Here is a 16,914-nt window from a genome sequence, read left to right as displayed (position 1 = left end):
TAATCTAAACTAATAATTAGTCTAAGCTAGCAAATTTTTCAAGTGTACGAACCATTTGTGCAGTAAATCCTGATTCGTTATCATACCAAGCAACAGTCTTTACAACTTGGCCATCACCTGAACCAACAACTTGTGTTTGTGTTGGGTCAAATACTGAACCAAATGATGTTCCGATGATGTCTGATGATACGATTTCGTCATCGTTGTAACCGAATGAAGGGTTGTTTTCTGTATACTTCTTAATAGCAGCGTTAACTTCGTCAACTGTAACTTCTTTACCAAGAGTTGCAACTAATTCTGTAAGTGAACCTGTGATAACTGGTACACGTTGTGCATGTCCATCAAGTTTACCCTTAAGTTCTGGAACAACAAGACCAAGAGCCTTAGCAGCACCAGTTGAATGAGGGATGATGTTAGCAGCAGCAGCACGTGCAGCACGAACATTACCTTTACGTTCTGGACCATCTTGAAGTTTTTGTGTAGCTGTGTATGCGTGAACTGTTGTCATTGTACCAGCTTTGATACCGAATTCTTTGTTAACGGCATTAGCTAATGGTGCAAGACAGTTTGTTGTACATGAACCAGCTGAAGCGATCTTAACGTCATTTGTAAGAATGTCGTCGTTAACACCGTAAACAACTGTAGGCATAGCACCTGATGGAGCTGAGATCAATACACGTTTTGCACCGGCATCGATATGAGCTTGTGCTTTTTCTTCTGATGTGTAGAAACCAGTACATTCAAGAACGATGTCAACACCGTCGTTGCCAACCCATTTAAGGTCTGCAGCGTTCATTTCAGCATATACAGGAATAGTCTTACCGTCAACGACGATTGAGTTTTCTGTAGCACTGATCTTGTCAGCCATGAAGTTACCATGAGCTGTATCATACTTCAATAGATGTGCAAGCATTGCAGGTGATGTTAAATCGTTGATTGCAACAACTTCCAAATCAGTCTTACCTTGTGATTGAAGATCAGCAATACGACGGAATGCCAAACGACCGATACGTCCAAATCCATTAATACCAACTTTTGTAGTCATACAAAAATTCCTCCTTCAGGAAATTAAAAAATATATTTTTAAGGGTTATCCCTTAAAATCAACTTTGAGGCACCTTCATCAGTAATCAATATTGTGTGAGAAGGTGCATTTTTCATATACGATTGAATTGCACTGGCCTTTTCAGCACCACCAGCAATTGCAATCACATATTTAATTCTATCAAGGTCCCGGACATGAAGTCCAATCCTAGGTACCTTATATACAAGTCTACCACTTTGATCAAAGAAATCTCCAAATGCTTCGGAAACTGCTTCACCCTCGGCGATCATTGATTTCTCGCCTCGAGATAGGTTTCTTCGATCTGCCATGATGCTTGCAGAGCCAATGCTGTGAATTACTACATTACTCCTATATATTAAATCAAGAACTGATTTAATTGAAGCCTCTTTTTGCAGAGATTCAAAACTTTTCTCACTTATATCTTCAGGAAGATACATAGCTCGATATTGGCCTTGAGTTTTCTCAGCCATCTCTGCACAAACACTGTTTGCTTGAATCGCTACTGACTCACCTACGCCGCCTCGTGCGGGTAGAAAAATCAATCTGCGATTCTTAGACAGATCCGATGAAAGGTTCCTTGCCACTTTGGCAAGTGTTCGTCCACCAGTTACCGAGATGAGCGCTTCACCAGTTGGAAGGATTGAACCTAATAGTTGATTCAATCTTCTACCAAATGAATCGATCACTCGCGGTTGTTTGTCGGAATTACCTGGCAAAACAATGCAACGAGCAATTCCTAACTTCTGGCTAAGCTGTTTTTCCAGAAGTGCCGTACCTTGATAATCAGCTAACATCTTTCCTAGTTGGTCAGTTACATGACCACCATTTCTTGTTAGTGACATCCCAGACTTAGAAGAGGTAATTAATCCTTGCTTTCTAAGCATGTCTGTCTCTGTACGCAAGCTGCGTTCAGTAACATCCAGATCGTCAGCGAGAACTCTGCGTCCCACCGGCTCCATTAAAGAAATACTCTGAAGAATCATAAATCGCTTCTCAACAGTCTTAATGAAGTCAGGGGCAACTAAATCCAACAATTCTAAATCTTCATTATTAGTCATTTGATATACTCCGTGGGGCAATAAATGTCCCTGTATGTCTTATTACGACCCATATACTCAAAAAATAATAGCTCAGTCGAACCATTGATCTCCTAAGCACACTGATTATTATAACTTGTCCTGTGATTATTTCAAGTAATATCCTTCAAAAAACGTCAACTTTGTGAATTTTTTTTAGCAATTTACATTTGGTACAGTTATGCGATAATATTAAATGTATAGATGCGCCGTTAGTGTAATGGATCGCACGTAGGATTCCGGTTCCTGAAATACGGGTTCGACTCCCGTATGGCGCATAGAAAATTATAAAAGCCGATCTCGTTCAGTAAATGACTGAATGAGGTCGGCTTTTTTACTTCAAATTGCTTGTCTTATTTCTTGCGAATAATTGACTAAATCTTTTCCTTTATTAATCATCTCTACCACCGCACTACCAATAATAATACCATCTGCTATTTCAGACAGTTCTTTTGCTTGTTGTACTGAATGAATTCCAAAACCAATAGCAATCGGTACATCTGTTACCTTTCTAATTTCTTCTATAGTACTTCCTAATTCATTAGAGAAATCTTCACGTTTACCAGTAACACCCATTGATGACACCATATATATGAAACCTTCTGCATGAGTTGCTATCTTAGCAATACGCGCCCCAGACGTTGGTGCAATTAATTGAATCAGTGAAATATTGTATTGAGTAGTATATTTTGACAAATCCTCTTGCTCTTCCAATGGCAAATCAGGAATGACCAGTCCGTCGATATCTAAATTATGGCATTTTTGACAAAACTTCTCATATCCATACTTATATACAATATTAGTATATGTAAGAAAAATAATTGGAATTTTAGTGAATTCTCTTATTTTTTTAACAATATCAAATACAACTTTGGTATTCACACCAGCATCAAAGGCTCGTAAATCGGCTGCTTGAATAATGGGACCGTCCGCAACTGGATCGGAGAAAGGTATTCCCAATTCGATTATATCAGCACCATTATTAGCCAAAGTTAAAACATTTTTAACTGTAGTATCAAAGTCGGGATCATCCGCCACGACAAACGGAATGAAAGCTTTTTTATTTTCAAATACTTTTTCTAATTTATTCATCAATATCTCTCCCTCTGTATTTTGCAATCGAGGCAACATCTTTATCGCCACGACCAGATAAAGTACAAATAATTATTTGATCCTTAGACATTGTAGGAGCCAATTTTTGTACATACGCTACTGCATGACAACTCTCAATAGCAGCAATGATGCCTTCAGTTTTGGCTATATACTCAAATGCATTTACTGCCTCGTCATCGGTTATTCCTACATATTTTGCACGCTTTGTAATTGCTAAATGTGCATGTTCCGGTCCTACACCTGGATAATCCAAGCCTGCAGAGATGGAATAGACTTTATCAATTTGTCCATCATTATCCTGTAAAAATAGTGATTTCATTCCATGAAATATCCCAGTTGAACCTCTTTCAATAGTTGCGGCCGTCTGATCAGTGTCAACCCCTTTGCCAGCAGCTTCACATCCAATCAATTCAACTTCTTTGTCATTAATATACTCAGCAAAACTACCAATGGCATTGCTCCCACCACCGACGCATGCAATAACCGCATCAGGAAGACGCCCTTCTTCATCTAATATTTGCTGTTTAGATTCCTTACTAATTACACTTTGAAAATCATGAACCATTTTAGGAAAAGGATAAGGTCCAACCGCTGATCCCATAACGTAAAAAGTATCATCTACTCGTTGAGTCCATGCTTGTAATGCTGCATTAACAGCATCTTTTAACACCATTGATCCAGTAGTTACGGGATGAACTTTGGCTCCTAATAATTCCATGCGATAAACATTTAACTTTTGTCGATCAGTGTCCATCTTCCCCATATAAATTTCACATTCCATTCCAAAAAGAGCTGCAATAGTTGCCGTTGCTACACCATGCTGACCAGCACCCGTTTCGGCAATCAATCTAGTCTTACCCATTCTTTTAGCAATCAAAGCTTGCCCAATTACGTTGTTTATTTTATGTGCTCCTGTGTGATTAAGGTCTTCACGTTTAAAGTAAATCTTAGCACCACCAAGATCTTCGGTCATATTCTTGGCATAGTACAATAGCGATGGTCGATTGGCGTAATTTTGCAATAATGTATGTAATTCGTTAAGAAAATCTGGATCATTTTTGTATCTATCGTAAGCCTTAGAAACCTCATTTAAGGCGGTCATTAATGTTTCAGGGACAAATTGCCCACCAAATGATCCATAGTATCGTGATTGAGAACTTACCTTTTGCATTTCTTTCATTTTAACTACCTCTTATTTTTTATAATTTGTGCACCATATTAACTATTTGCTTAATTTTAATAGCATCTTTTTTGCCGTTAGTTTCAACTCCACGTGAAATATCAATTATCTTAGGATTCACTATATTGATTGCTTTATAAACATTATTAGAATTAATTGCTCCGGCTAGAATGTCGGGAGTTATTTTTAAATTATTCCAATCCAAAGCATCGCCATCCCCTGAACCGCTATCTACCATTAAATAGTCTGCAGATGTTTTTAACACATTTTTGGTCGGAAATTTAAATACCTGAATAACCTTAATATTACTTGATTGCAATAATTTGACAGTATCTTCTGTCTCAGAACCGTGTAATTGAACGATCGATATTGCACCAGATTTAACAGCATCAAGCATTTCTTTTATCGATGCATCCACAAATACACCTACACTAGGAATAGTTCTATCTAACTGTTGCCTCATTCTTATGGCCTGATCAAGGTTTATATGATGTCTACCACCAGCAAAGATAAAACCTGCTAAATCCGGTTTGGCCTGATTAACAGCTTTGATATCTTCCATTGTCATCAATCCACATATCTTTATTTTTGTCATTTGATCATGCTTCTTTAAATTTTTTTATAATCTCTAGTTTATTCTCAGCTTTCATAAAGGTTTCACCAATCAATACCTCATTTACATGTGCTGCTTTTAATAATTTAATATCATCGATAGTTTTAATACCGCTCTCAGCAATAAAAGGTATTTCTTTTGGAACCAATGGACGCAATTTCAAACTATTATTTAAATCAACCGTAAAATCTTTAAGGTTTCGATTATTAACTCCAATTATTTTGGCTCCAGCTCTTAAAGCTGTTTTCAATTCGTTTTCCGAGTGAACCTCCACAATAGCAGCCAAATCTAATTCATTAGCTAAACTTTGAAACTGCTTTAACTTATCAAAATTCAAAATTGCTACTATTAACAAAATGATTTTGGCTCCTGCAAATTTAGCTTGATAAATCATATAAGGATCAATTATAAAATCCTTTCTTAAAGTAGGAACATTCACTGATTGAGCAATATCTTCTAAATATTGCAATTTACCTTGAAAATAATCTGGTTCTGTCAAAACTGAAATTGCATCTACTCCTGCCTTTTGATATTCCTTAGCAATTTCCATGTATGGAAAATTTTGAACAATTATTCCTTTTGATGGTGAGGCATGTTTAACTTCACCAATAAAGCCAATTTCAGGTTCTAAAAATTTACTTATTATCTGATCAATGTTGTTATGATGCTTCTCTTTTTCAACTCGTATACGGGTAGCAATCACTAAATCATCTAAAATCATGCGACCATCCCTACTTGAGTCAAGTTTACAAACTTTTCCAATTGACGTTGTGCTGAGCCATCATCTAGAGATTTTCTGGCAATTTCTATTCCCTGAGCAATTGTTAACTCAGGTTTAACTGTATGAATGGCTACTCCTGCATTCATCAAGACAACGTCTCTTTTAGCATCAATTTTTCCATTTAATATATCTTGAGTAATTTTTGCGTTTTGTTGTGGAGTTCCACCGATGATATCCGATTTATTACAGCGTTTAATGCCGAACTCTTCTGGAGTTACCTCATATTCAATAATTTCTCCATCGAGAATTTCAGCAATTGTTGTCGGAGCAGAAGCAGAAACCTCGTCAAATCCATCTTGACCATAGACAACTGTTGCATTTTTTACGCCTAATTGTTTGAGAACCTTGGCCATGGGAACAACCATACTTTCGTCATAAACTCCTAACATTTGTGATGTTGCATGTGCTGGATTAGCTAGTGGTCCTAAAACATTGAATAAGGTTCTAATTCCTAATTCTTTTCTAATCGGCGCAACATACTTCATTGCTTTGTGATACTCCTGAGCAAATAAGAAACAAATACCAATTTCGTTCAAAATTGCTTCACTTTGTTTGGGATCAATATTGATTTGGACGCCCAAAGCTTCAAGTACGTCGGCCGCCCCACTCTTTGAAGAAGCAGCGCGATTACCATGTTTAGCTACTGGAATGCCCGTCGAAGAAACAACCAATGCTGTTGTTGTTGAAATATTAAATGAATTAGAATGATCTCCACCAGTTCCAACAATTTCTAAAACTGGTTTATTAGTCTCAAACTCTAAGGCGTGGTCTCGCATTGCATCAGCTGCACCAGCAATTTCTTCTACGGTTTCTTTGCGAATCGACAAAGCTGTTAAGAAACTAGAAATTTGAACTGATGTCGTTTGACCGCTCATAATTTCATCAATAACTTGATTAGTTTCCTCAAAAGTTAATTCGTCACCATTGACGATTTTTTTAATGGCACTTTCAATTTTTGTATTTTCTCGCATTATGGTTCCTCCAATTTAATTTTTATTGTGCGAATCAAATTGGTTAAACCATCGCTTTCCAGGTTTCTGTGGCATAATATCTGCTCCTTTTTATAAAACAAGTCACAAAAAAATCCGCCCATAAACTTATTAAGTTTAAGGACGGATTTACCGCGGTGCCACCTTATTTCAATAGACTATTAGTGTATGACAAAAATCAAACACAGTAGTCCATTACTCTTAGCGAAGGGCTATCACCCTCCCGGCAACTTACGTATGCCTAACGTTTCTCTGTACTAATCTAAATATTAGATATTCGAGAGAACCCTCGATGGTCCATTTAACTATCTGCGTTTGGCTACATTCTCAGCAACGGTAGCTCTCTGTGCATGCACGATTAGTCTTGATCTCCATCTCATCGGTTTATGGACGAATTTGTTTTGTTGTTACAGAGAATAAGACTGTTGAAAGATTTTGTCAATATAAATATTTGATTTTTTTTAATTTTATTAGTATCTTTTCACTAAAATTAGCAATTGCCTTGGCAAAATTGTAATTATAATACGGGCCTTCTTTGGCAGCAACCAGAATAATTGGATGACTGCTTTTTTACCGTACTACGCCAATCCTTGATCACATGGTCAAATAACAACAGTAAATTTGCAATACGGTCAATAGATAGAGAATAACATCAATCCTCGAATTACATATCCTCATCATCAGAATAAATGAAATACTCATTACCTAGCATCTCTATAATCTTCGGGAGATCCTTTCCTAACACAACCATCGTTCGATCAGGTCTTCCGGGTGCAAAAACTAATTTTTCCTTAGAATATAATTCTTCATCAACAATTAGTGGGACGTTTTGAGGATAACCGAACGGCGATACTGCTCCTGGTTTCTGTCCAGTTTGTTCTTCCATCTCATCAGAAGGCACGATTGAAAGTTTCTCACCAATCACATGCTTGAGTAGTTTAAAATCCGTTCGCTTTGTTGTGAATGTCAGCAAAACAAAATTACGACCGTCTTTTCCTTTTAAAAACAAACTTTTAGTTTCAGTACCAGTGAATCCCTTCTCTGACTTAACTACTAAAGCATCTTCATTAGTGTAAATTGCTCGATGTTCGTACAGCTCGTAATAAATCTTCTCCTGTTTAAATTTTTCAGCTAGATCGATCATCTTCATGACTATACCTCCAATGATAGCTACGAAATATTTTCTTATCATACAAGCATTTAAATAGACATATTGACTATATACCAATTATACTGTATTCGATTTCATATATTTATTAATATAACAAAAATCGGAGGATTTATCATGTCGATCAAAAACGTAACAATTGCTGGTAGTGGTGTTCTTGGGAGCCAAATTGCTTTTCAAACCGCCTTTCGCGGATACAACGTAACGATCTACGACATTAATGATGACGTAATTGCCAAAGCTAAAGATAGAATTCGCGGTTTGGTTGATACTTACAAAAATGAAGTTAAAGGCCAATCAGACCACCTATCTGTCTTCTTAAGAAATGGTGTTTACGAAAGTACAATTCTTCCCAATTTAAAAGACACGCTGATTCGTGACCTTACTACTTCAAGAAAAAATGCCGAAGCGGTTCCGGCAAGTATTAAATATTCCAGCAACTTAGCAGATGCAGTTAAGAATGCTGATTTGGTGATTGAGGCCATACCAGAACGTCTTGATATTAAGGAAAGCTACTATAAACAATTGAGTGAAGTAGCTAACGAAAAAACTATCTTTGCTACTAACACTTCTACATTGTTACCAAGCCAATTTGCTGAAATAACCGGCCGACCAAAGAAATTCTTAGCACTCCACTTTGCCAACGAAATCTGGAAAAACAATACTGCCGAAATCATGGGTACAAAATGGACTGATCCAGAAGTTTACGATACTGTTGTTGATTTTGCCAAGGGTATCGGTATGATTCCAATTAAACTCAAGAAAGAACAGCCAGGTTATGTTTTGAATACTTTGCTCGTCCCTCTACTCGATGCTGCTCAAATGTTGTTAGCTAAGGGAATTGCTGATATCGAAACTGTGGATAAAACTTGGATGCTTGCAACTAAGGCTCCACTAGGTCCATTCGGGATTCTCGACGTTGTCGGACTTAAAACAGCCTATGACATTACAGCTAGTGCTGCTGAAACTGATCCTGAATACAAGCAATTGGCCGATATGATCAAAAATGACTATATTGACAAAGGAAAGATGGGAGTTGCTACTGGTGAGGGATTCTACAAGTATCCTAATCCGGAATACGCACACCCAGACTTCCTAGAATAATCATTGATAACGTAAATTTGATAAGACAAAGTGACGCATTAACTGATTAAATATCTCTGGCACTTCTGCCATAATATCATGACCACAATTTTCCACGATTGCTGAATTGACGTGCTCACTTTTGGATGTAATCATCGACGCAAAATCAGAATTATAATACGGACTATCTCTTGCAGCCACTAGCATAATTGGGTGGCTGCTTTTTTGAACCGCTCTTCGCCAATCTTTTGTCACATGATCAAATAGTAATGGTAGATTTGCCTTTCGATCGAAAGGATAATTATTTTTTGCTGCACTCAATCTAGACATCACCCTAGTATCTAACCCATTGACGGTCTCATGGACCTTTGCAGGTTTAGAAACTATTTCTTTATAATTATTCGAATCAATATTCATAAATCCATAGTGCCATTCAGAATCATTCAGCATCTTAACCGTCTGATCGACACCCATTACGGCAGCAACATTATCATACTTTGTCAGATAACCATAACAAACACTAGCGCCCATTGAATGTCCGATCAGTAATGGTTTGTCTAACTTCAAATATTCGATTAACTCATGTAGATCTTGAATCAATCTGGCCATATTTAATCCTGACTGTGTTCGTTGTGACGCACCATGATTGCGATGATCATATGTTATCACTTGATAATTCATCCCCACCAAATAATCTACTTGCAGTTGCCAAATCTCCTGATATCCACCAAATCCAGCGATTAAAATAATCGGCTTGTCTTTACCATAAACGTTATAATCCAATTGAATATTATCATCTGTTAAAAATTTCATCATCTACCAAAAAAATCTTGGAAATTAATCCAAGATTTTTTAATCCTTCTCTATTTCTGCCCAAGGATCTGTTGATAACTTCGGTCCCTGTGCAGTCTTAACTAATATCGTATTACTAGTACTTTTAGCAAATTCTTCTAATGAGAATCCCTTCTGACTATAAACAACTTGAAAATCAGCATGTACTCCGAATTGATTCAATTGTTCTAATAAATTATTTGCCTCACCTTGAGACAAATGTTTATTTTCATACCAAATCAAATCCAAATCACTACTCATTTTGGCAGTAGCCTGTCCACTAGCTAACTCGAATCCAACGCTTCCGCTAATACCCCATTGATATTTTTTTAATAGTGGAGCAATTTTTGGGAGAGCCTTAATTGCTGGTAATTCAAATCTATCTGCTGGAAGATTCTTCCAAGTATTTTGAATCAGAGAATGCGGAGTGATCACATATCCTTCCCCAACCGCAGTGGAAGGTATGTATCCGGCAAATCGTTGCTCACGTTTTACTCCTCTGACGCCTACTGGAACCTTACCGTCAATAATTTTACCTCGACGAATTATTACTAAGGGAACTTTGGCTAAACTATCAATTACCCATGACGGAAGTTCTTTATCACTAAAGAATTCATCAATGTCAATTTTGACTAGATCATGAGGTAAGAGATCTAGTTCCATTGTTCGAAAACAGCCTTACGAACAGCATTTGTAGCCTTACGACCACTTTCGATAGCAATAGGTGTTTCATAACGGAAGTGGAGATCAGTTGGCTTGCCGACTGTACTTTGAATTGCTTCATCAATAATTGAATTGATCTTAGCAACATTTTCGTCAGTAGCTTCGTATGAACCAATACCCTTAACAAGTTTGTACAATGCACCAAGTTTCTCGTAGTTATCAATATCATAAGCCATAGCAGGAACATGCTTAGTAGCTTCTTCAAGTTCAGCAATCGTACGTTGTGTAATACGAGCGGCACTGGCCTTTGACATGGCTTGAATAGTGATGGAAGTATCATCCAAAGCAATCAATCTATTGGATTGTAGACCATGTGCTAAGAAACCACCTGAAACAGCATCTCCAGGGATGAAGGCAATAACCGGATGTCCAGCTTGACGTGCCTCGGCGTAAGCAGCAGCACTTGATCCTAAAGCAACATGAATACCGATCAATTCTTCTTGATAACCATAAGCTTGACTAGGAACATCCACGACCATGATAATTGGACGTTTAACATCTTTGTCAGCATCATCAGCAACAACTTTGTTAACAATACTTGCAACAGCAAATCCTTCTTCTAGACCTACTTCACCATCACGAACACGTGGGAACTTGTTATCAGCGTCAGGTACGATGGCAACATATTCTTTACCATCTTTTTCAGCATGCAATACAGTTGATACTGAACTCTTGGCATTCTTGATGCCTGTTAATTTTTCGAACCACAAACGACCACGACTCTTTGTACCTGGTTCATCACTAGCTACAGCATCTTCAATAACGTGTTTTTCAGCTTTAACTTCTGGATATAATTTACGATATCCATCAATATCCAACTTCTTGCTTAGATCAAGCTTATCTAGTAATGATAAATAAAAGTCAACGTGTTCAGTTCTGTGAGCATCTTTCTTCTCATCAATGGCATCTGAAACAGACTTTTTAATATCATCAACTGTGTCGTCAACAACTTCATCAACTAAGCCAGTAGCTAATCTTTGCTTAGTACCTAAAGTATTCCAGATCAAATCTTTATCGCTGGAATCAAATTCACGAACACCAGCTTCTTGTTCGATAACTTCTGGTCCGTTCAAAGCAATTCTTGCTTTCTTAGTAGCAATTAAGTATGAAAGGATTGAAGCTGTGATAGACATACCACCGAATGAACCAACACGACCAGGGACTAATCCAATAACTGGAACATATTTCTTCAATGCAATAACAGCGTTATGGATCTCTGAAATTGACAACAATCCATAGTTGGCTTCTTGTAGGCGAACACCACCAGTATCAAGAATAATAATTGGATAAATTGTTTTACCAGCTTCGTTATCTTCCAAAGCCTTCTCTAAGGCAGCGACGATCTTGGCACCACTAACTTCACCAATACCACCACCTTGGAACTTACCTTCAATAGAAATTACCAAAGCATTCTTACCATCGATCGTACCACGCATTAAAACAACGCCATCATCACTTTCAGGAACGATTCCTTGTGGCTCCAAGTGTGGTGAAATCATATTATCAAGTGGTCCAACTAATTCACGAGCATTATCGTCAAGTAATGCCTCAGCACGTTCACGCGCACGTAATTCAACAAAACTATTTTTCATCCTTTAATGCCTCCATTGCTTGAGTTAAACGTAGATTTACAACACCGGGTGTTGATCCGAAGTCATTGATCTCGATATTTGCTTGGATTGGATATCTAGCAAAGAATCGATCCAAAACATTTTGCCAAACTTCTTTAAAACCATCACTACCAGTAACGATATTAACGACTGTTTCATCAGAATCTGTTGGGCGGAAGATCACTTCAAGGTCACCTGAAGCAACAACACCGATATGAACTGGTTTTTGAATGGGATTTTTAGTTTCAAATTTATAATGTAATTTTTCCATTTAATTTTCTCCTATATGTTTTCTAAGAAATAACTTGCTGCAAATAAATCTGCACAACCACCTGGAGAAATATGATATTCACTAACAAATTTTTCTAATTCCAAAAATTTTGCACTTTCAATTACAGGAATATCATCCTCAAGTATCTCTCTTGAAATTTTTTGTAATGTCTCTAGAACTTTTAAATTGCTACGATAAACAATATTCGTATCATCAACATTGCTATAAAGCACCATTAGACGTCGTGCCCATAGATCATCTGCATGTTGGTTGTAATTCAATACTTTTCTAATATTTGGAAAACCACTTTGAGCTTCCCCACGAGCACCTGACAGAGCATATCTCTTTTTCGTTATCATACCGTGAGTTTTCAATGAAGTATTAGGAATGTATTTATCAGGTAAGTTAGCCAATTTTTGTGCTGCTAATAATATTTGTTCAATGTCGTTTGTTTGTAGAGCACTTGCAGCACTTATCAACAAACTCAGCGTCCAGATAGCACCTTTGTGCGTATTGACGCCAGCAGTAGCTTGAAACATATCAATCTCAGTTTGACGACCAATCGCACCGATATCTTCACGTAGAAATAAGTCGATCTGACGATCCAAGCTAACTTCAGCTGTCTTTTGAAAACCCGATAACAAGCTATCTGCTGATTTCAAGAATAGATTTAAATCCATGTCATCATGCGAACCATTCGACAAGGCATCGACTAATCCAGGTTTGGGAGTGAATTGAACCTCCCACTTCAGAGCATCAACTGCTGATTGTGCAATAGATGTTTTTATTTGCATCCTATGACCAACTTCTGAACTTAGCTGGTGGATTGTATAGTCCGTCTGACCAGCTTACTAAGTCATCCATTGTTTGTGCAGCAAGAAGTGAACGTTTGGCCTCTGTACGATGTACGCCAAGATCTTCTGGTAAAGCGACGATGCCGCGTGCACGAAGGTCTGCTAGTTGTTTAGGATTACTTCTTAAGCCAATAGGTGTAACTCCGGCAATAGCTTCAATAGCTGCTTGTCTCTCAGCCATACTGTCTGTCTTATACAAGTATGCGATACCCTCTTCTGTAACGATATGAGTTGTATCTTCTGAATAAATCATAATAGGAACATTAGCTAACTTAGCTTCTTTTCTAACTTCTTCGGCATCCAAATGATCAACGAAGACGGGCTTCTTATTTGAGCCAAATGTTTCAACCATTTGAACTACGAGTTTTTGTCCTTTGCCTAGTGGATCATTGTCAGGACGAAGGCTTTGCCAAGCTGGTGTTGAGTGACGACGTCCACTTGGGTTACTTCCCATGTTAGGAGCACCACCGAATCCAGATAGACGACCGTTTGTAACGGTTGAAGAATTACCATATTTATCGATTTGGAGAGTTGAACCAACGAACATATCAAGTGCATATTGACCAGCCATTTGGCCGAAGGCACGGTTAGATCTCATTGTGCCATCTTTACCAACGAAGAATATGTCAGGACGATGAGCGATATAGTTTTCCATACCAACTTCGCCACCGAAACTGTGGATCGTCTTGACCCAGCCACTTTCGATAGCAGGGATCAATGTTGGTGTTGGGTTAACTTCCCAGTTAGGAACGATCTTACCCTTCAAGCCAAGTTGTTCACCATATGTAGGTAGTAACAATTCGATTGCAGCGGTATTGAAACCAACACCATGATTAACTGTTTGTACGTTGTGTTTCTCATAGATACCACGAATTGCCATCATACCCATAAGAATTTGTAACTCAGTAATGTTTTGCGGATCACGTGTGAACAATGGTTCTAGTTGATATGGTTGATCAGCTTGAACGACAACATCGACCCAGTCACCAGGAATATCAACACGTGGAACTTTATCAACAATTTCATTAGCTTGAACGATAACGATACCGTCCTTGAAAGCAGCTGATTCAACAATAACTGGTGTCTCTTCAGTATTTGCTCCGGTATACAAGTTACCATCACGGTCTACCTTGTCAGCAGCAACTAAAACAACATTTGGAATCAAGTCAACGTATAGACGTGCATACAATTCAAGATATGTATGAATATCACCGACATTTATAGTTCCATCAGCAATCATTTGTGAAATACGTGTACTCTGTGGTCCAGCAAATGAAAAGTCCAATTTGCTGGCAATTCCTGTTTCAAAAATATCCAAATGTTCTGGTCTTGAAACTGAAGACATGATCATATGCAAATCATGAACCTTTTCAGGATCTACTGATGCTAATACCTTAGATAAGAAACTAGCTTGTTTCTGATTGTCACCTTCTAGGACAACTCTGTCGCCAGAAGCAATTAGATCTTCCAACAGCTCCTTAGCATTTTCAGTTTTAACAAACTTTCCGTCCATCATTGGTGCAACTTTTTCTAACTTAGAATTTTTTGCATCACGATTTGTAGTCCAACTTCTTTTAGTCATTTATTTTCCTCCATTTTTTTAATAGAAATTCAGTATCATCAATTCCCATTTCACTCATGGTAATGTTTCTCAGATCAGGAAATTTCGTATGAATCAACTTGGTGAATGCATGTCCCGGCATTACTTCAATAGCGGTATCAATACCTAGTTCACTAGCAACGCTCATCATAGTGTCCCAATAAACGGGATAGATCAGATTATTGATCATATCCTTCTTGACCTCATCAACTGTATGAACGGCATGGCCGTTATAATTAGTCAAATAAGTACAATTAGGACGTTGCAATTTAACCTGTGCAAATGCTTCTTGCAAAGCATCGGCCGCTGATTGCATCAATGGTGAATGTGAGGGATTGGGAACTTTCAATATCAAAGCCTTTTGAGCACCATTCTCTCTTGCCAGATCCAACACTTTATTGATACCTTCCAATGAACCAGACAATGCTGTCTGTAATTCCGAATTCTGATTTGAAACATAAACATCAGGTACATTAACTTGTTTGACCAACGTCGTAACTTCTTTGCGAGTTAAGCCAACGATTGCCCCCATGCCATAGCCAACTGGATAAGCTTCTTTCATCTTAGTAGAACGAAGAAAAACAATCTTGATTGCATCCTCTTCGCTTAATACTCCAGCAGCAACCGCGGCACCAAACACTCCCAAAGAATGTCCGGCAACTACATCTGGTTGTTCATCAATCTCTTGCAACTGCCTAATGTTATATAACTGCAAAGCCAAGATACTCAATTGGATCTGAATCGAATCTTTATAAGTAACCTCATCATCAGTCAATTCAATTCCCGTCAAGTCTTTAACTTTGTGCTTCAAATCCTGCGGTAAATCGTTTAACATCCCCGGACGTTGTCCACCTTGTCCCGGAAAGATCCACAATGTACGCATGCATCCACCTCCAATTCATCATTTTGCTGATCTCACAAGTCATAGTATATAAGCTGATTCATAACGTGTATAATACATAAAATGAATAGTACATAACCAAATAGTTATGAATGGAGGCCAATTTATGAACTTAACACAGCTTAAATGTTTCGTCGTTGTCGCAAATCAAGAGAGTATTACCAAGGCAGCTGAGATTTTATATATTTCTCAACCCGCTGTCAGTAAGACTATCAAGCAACTGGAAAATGAATTACAAGTAAAATTATTCGATCGTACTGGTCGTACTTTAAGATTGAATCGTGCTGGCAGGCTATTCTTCAGCTACGTCAATGACAGTCTGAAAGAGTTAGATCGTGGTATCAATGCCGTTAAGGGAGGAGTGGATAACTCCGAACATCCCATTTCAATCTTGATGGAAGTAGCCTCACCATTCATTCCCAGCATCGTCTTCAACATCAAAAACAAGTTTCCTAACGTTCGTTTGAATCTTGCTCAGCATACTGTCAGAGAAGCCGACTTCAAGCAATTCGACTTCATCGTCACTAGCCATCCTCTAAAGGACTTAACTAATGTTCCCGTATTAAAGGAAGAAGTCTTCGTTGGTTGGAATTTAAAAGCCGGATATACTAAAAAATTCGTTAATCCAAAAGAATTAACGAATGAAAAATTTGTTGGTTTAACTAAAAATAATCCGTTGAGAAATACAATTGATAAGTATTTTAATAAACGAGGAATCTCTTTGAACTATATGTATGAGACTGACGATCCGGCTACCATTAGAGGATTGATCGAGGCCGGCATCGGATTGAGCTTCATTCCTTCAGTTACTTGGCAAACAATCAGTGACCAAGTCCAACTGACAAGATTAACGCCTGATCCCTTACAGCGGACGATCTATCTCTGTTCTCCAAGCAATAATTTGACCGATATTCAACGTGAGATAAGTAACGAACTGATCAAGTTATTTTTGAGTTTTCAGCACTCCGAGTTAAAAATTTAATTTGCTTTTTGATTTGAAAGCTATTATATTAACTACTAATAAATCCTTTTGTTGATCTCACAATCAAGCAAAG

17 protein-coding genes and 1 tRNA gene are annotated in these 16,914 nt (G+C 37.8%); 3 read left to right on the top strand and 15 right to left on the bottom strand.

Annotated features, from left to right (window positions below; all coding sequences use genetic code 11):
• Positions 1–16 precede the first annotated feature (16 nt).
• Complete coding sequence (gene gap / locus U8519_RS10530; protein ID WP_334330266.1) at positions 17–1,045, bottom strand: type I glyceraldehyde-3-phosphate dehydrogenase; 1,029 nt, start codon at positions 1,043–1,045, stop codon at positions 17–19.
• 38 nt (positions 1,046–1,083) lie between these two features.
• Entirely contained in the window at positions 1,084–2,124 is a 1,041-nt protein-coding gene (locus tag U8519_RS10525) for a sugar-binding transcriptional regulator (RefSeq protein ID WP_334330265.1), read from the bottom strand.
• A gap of 224 nt (positions 2,125–2,348) precedes the next feature.
• On the opposite strand from U8519_RS10525, the gene U8519_RS10520 reads away from it, so the two are divergent.
• A tRNA-Arg gene (locus U8519_RS10520) sits at positions 2,349–2,420 on the top strand.
• A 61-nt stretch (positions 2,421–2,481) separates the two neighbouring features.
• Here the strand turns inward: U8519_RS10520 and trpA are convergent.
• The 6 genes from trpA to U8519_RS10490 all read right to left on the bottom strand — a co-directional run bounded on the left by trpA (position 2,482) and on the right by U8519_RS10490 (position 7,962).
• Positions 2,482–3,234 (bottom strand): tryptophan synthase subunit alpha, encoded by a 753-nt coding sequence (gene trpA, locus U8519_RS10515; RefSeq protein WP_334330264.1) that lies wholly within the window; start codon positions 3,232–3,234, stop codon positions 2,482–2,484.
• Positions 3,227–4,426 (bottom strand): tryptophan synthase subunit beta, encoded by a 1,200-nt coding sequence (gene trpB, locus U8519_RS10510; protein WP_334330320.1) that lies wholly within the window; start codon positions 4,424–4,426, stop codon positions 3,227–3,229. The genes trpA and trpB overlap by 8 nt, the downstream gene beginning before the upstream one ends.
• A gap of 28 nt (positions 4,427–4,454) precedes the next feature.
• Positions 4,455–5,030, bottom strand: coding sequence for a phosphoribosylanthranilate isomerase (locus tag U8519_RS10505; RefSeq protein WP_334330263.1), 576 nt, complete (start codon positions 5,028–5,030; stop codon positions 4,455–4,457).
• A 4-nt stretch (positions 5,031–5,034) separates the two neighbouring features.
• On the bottom strand, positions 5,035–5,769 hold the full coding sequence (trpC, locus tag U8519_RS10500; RefSeq protein ID WP_334330262.1) for an indole-3-glycerol phosphate synthase TrpC: 735 nt from the start codon (positions 5,767–5,769) through the stop codon (positions 5,035–5,037).
• The gene (gene trpD / locus U8519_RS10495) at positions 5,766–6,800 is read right to left on the bottom strand and encodes an anthranilate phosphoribosyltransferase (protein WP_334330261.1); all 1,035 of its coding nucleotides are present in this window, start codon (positions 6,798–6,800) and stop codon (positions 5,766–5,768) included. Before trpD ends, trpC begins: the two co-directional genes overlap by 4 nt.
• A gap of 682 nt (positions 6,801–7,482) precedes the next feature.
• Positions 7,483–7,962, bottom strand: a complete 480-nt coding sequence (locus U8519_RS10490) for a YbaK/EbsC family protein (protein ID WP_334330319.1) — start codon at positions 7,960–7,962, stop codon at positions 7,483–7,485.
• Between the two features lie 141 nt (positions 7,963–8,103).
• On the opposite strand from U8519_RS10490, the gene U8519_RS10485 reads away from it, so the two are divergent.
• Positions 8,104–9,090: a 3-hydroxyacyl-CoA dehydrogenase gene (locus U8519_RS10485; RefSeq protein ID WP_334330260.1), complete on the top strand. Its 987-nt coding sequence runs from the start codon at positions 8,104–8,106 to the stop codon at positions 9,088–9,090.
• On the opposite strand, the gene U8519_RS10480 is transcribed toward U8519_RS10485, so the two are convergent.
• From U8519_RS10480 to U8519_RS10450, 7 genes are read right to left on the bottom strand one after another with little or no spacing between them, the layout of a single operon-like run.
• Positions 9,091–9,885, bottom strand: coding sequence for an alpha/beta fold hydrolase (locus U8519_RS10480; protein ID WP_334330259.1), 795 nt, complete (start codon positions 9,883–9,885; stop codon positions 9,091–9,093). It abuts the gene before it with no gap.
• 36 nt (positions 9,886–9,921) lie between these two features.
• Positions 9,922–10,563: a malonate decarboxylase holo-ACP synthase gene (locus U8519_RS10475; RefSeq protein WP_334330258.1), complete on the bottom strand. Its 642-nt coding sequence runs from the start codon at positions 10,561–10,563 to the stop codon at positions 9,922–9,924.
• Positions 10,554–12,215, bottom strand: a complete 1,662-nt coding sequence (gene mdcD / locus U8519_RS10470; protein ID WP_334330257.1) for a biotin-independent malonate decarboxylase subunit beta — start codon at positions 12,213–12,215, stop codon at positions 10,554–10,556. Before mdcD ends, U8519_RS10475 begins: the two co-directional genes overlap by 10 nt.
• Positions 12,205–12,504, bottom strand: coding sequence for a malonate decarboxylase subunit delta (locus tag U8519_RS10465; RefSeq protein WP_334330256.1), 300 nt, complete (start codon positions 12,502–12,504; stop codon positions 12,205–12,207). Before U8519_RS10465 ends, mdcD begins: the two co-directional genes overlap by 11 nt.
• 11 nt (positions 12,505–12,515) lie before the next feature.
• Entirely contained in the window at positions 12,516–13,298 is a 783-nt protein-coding gene (locus tag U8519_RS10460; protein ID WP_334330255.1) for a triphosphoribosyl-dephospho-CoA synthase, read from the bottom strand.
• Position 13,299: 1 nt separating this feature from the next.
• A complete protein-coding gene (gene mdcA / locus U8519_RS10455; protein ID WP_334330254.1) occupies positions 13,300–14,940 on the bottom strand; it encodes a malonate decarboxylase subunit alpha in 1,641 nt (546 codons plus the stop codon).
• Positions 14,933–15,841, bottom strand: a complete 909-nt coding sequence (locus tag U8519_RS10450; protein ID WP_334330253.1) for an ACP S-malonyltransferase — start codon at positions 15,839–15,841, stop codon at positions 14,933–14,935. The genes mdcA and U8519_RS10450 overlap by 8 nt, the downstream gene beginning before the upstream one ends.
• Before the next feature lie 124 nt (positions 15,842–15,965).
• On the opposite strand from U8519_RS10450, the gene U8519_RS10445 reads away from it, so the two are divergent.
• Positions 15,966–16,841: a LysR family transcriptional regulator gene (locus tag U8519_RS10445; RefSeq protein WP_334330252.1), complete on the top strand. Its 876-nt coding sequence runs from the start codon at positions 15,966–15,968 to the stop codon at positions 16,839–16,841.
• The last annotated feature ends 73 nt before the right edge of the window (positions 16,842–16,914 follow it).

This window comes from Companilactobacillus sp. HBUAS59699, assembly GCF_036913575.1.
Lineage (GTDB): Bacteria > Bacillota > Bacilli > Lactobacillales > Lactobacillaceae > Companilactobacillus.
The sequence above is the reverse complement of the archived record's forward strand: the minus strand, read 5'-3'. Positions and strand labels throughout refer to the sequence as shown.

Excerpts from the sequence above, each read along its gene's own strand:
- gap (WP_334330266.1), bottom strand. The coding sequence starts at position 1,045 with ATGACTACAAAAGTTGGTATTAATGGATTTGGACGTATCGGTCGTTTG.
- U8519_RS10525 (WP_334330265.1), bottom strand. The coding sequence starts at position 2,124 with ATGACTAATAATGAAGATTTAGAATTGTTGGATTTAGTTGCCCCTGAC.
- trpA (WP_334330264.1), bottom strand. The coding sequence starts at position 3,234 with ATGAATAAATTAGAAAAAGTATTTGAAAATAAAAAAGCTTTCATTCCG.
- trpB (WP_334330320.1), bottom strand. The coding sequence starts at position 4,426 with ATGCAAAAGGTAAGTTCTCAATCACGATACTATGGATCATTTGGTGGG.
- U8519_RS10505 (WP_334330263.1), bottom strand. The coding sequence starts at position 5,030 with ATGACAAAAATAAAGATATGTGGATTGATGACAATGGAAGATATCAAA.
- trpC (WP_334330262.1), bottom strand. The coding sequence starts at position 5,769 with ATGATTTTAGATGATTTAGTGATTGCTACCCGTATACGAGTTGAAAAA.
- trpD (WP_334330261.1), bottom strand. The coding sequence starts at position 6,800 with ATGCGAGAAAATACAAAAATTGAAAGTGCCATTAAAAAAATCGTCAAT.
- U8519_RS10490 (WP_334330319.1), bottom strand. The coding sequence starts at position 7,962 with ATGATCGATCTAGCTGAAAAATTTAAACAGGAGAAGATTTATTACGAG.
- U8519_RS10485 (WP_334330260.1), top strand. The coding sequence starts at position 8,104 with ATGTCGATCAAAAACGTAACAATTGCTGGTAGTGGTGTTCTTGGGAGC.
- U8519_RS10480 (WP_334330259.1), bottom strand. The coding sequence starts at position 9,885 with ATGATGAAATTTTTAACAGATGATAATATTCAATTGGATTATAACGTT.
- U8519_RS10475 (WP_334330258.1), bottom strand. The coding sequence starts at position 10,563 with ATGGAACTAGATCTCTTACCTCATGATCTAGTCAAAATTGACATTGAT.
- mdcD (WP_334330257.1), bottom strand. The coding sequence starts at position 12,215 with ATGAAAAATAGTTTTGTTGAATTACGTGCGCGTGAACGTGCTGAGGCA.
- U8519_RS10465 (WP_334330256.1), bottom strand. The coding sequence starts at position 12,504 with ATGGAAAAATTACATTATAAATTTGAAACTAAAAATCCCATTCAAAAA.
- U8519_RS10460 (WP_334330255.1), bottom strand. The coding sequence starts at position 13,298 with ATGCAAATAAAAACATCTATTGCACAATCAGCAGTTGATGCTCTGAAG.
- mdcA (WP_334330254.1), bottom strand. The coding sequence starts at position 14,940 with ATGACTAAAAGAAGTTGGACTACAAATCGTGATGCAAAAAATTCTAAG.
- U8519_RS10450 (WP_334330253.1), bottom strand. The coding sequence starts at position 15,841 with ATGCGTACATTGTGGATCTTTCCGGGACAAGGTGGACAACGTCCGGGG.
- U8519_RS10445 (WP_334330252.1), top strand. The coding sequence starts at position 15,966 with ATGAACTTAACACAGCTTAAATGTTTCGTCGTTGTCGCAAATCAAGAG.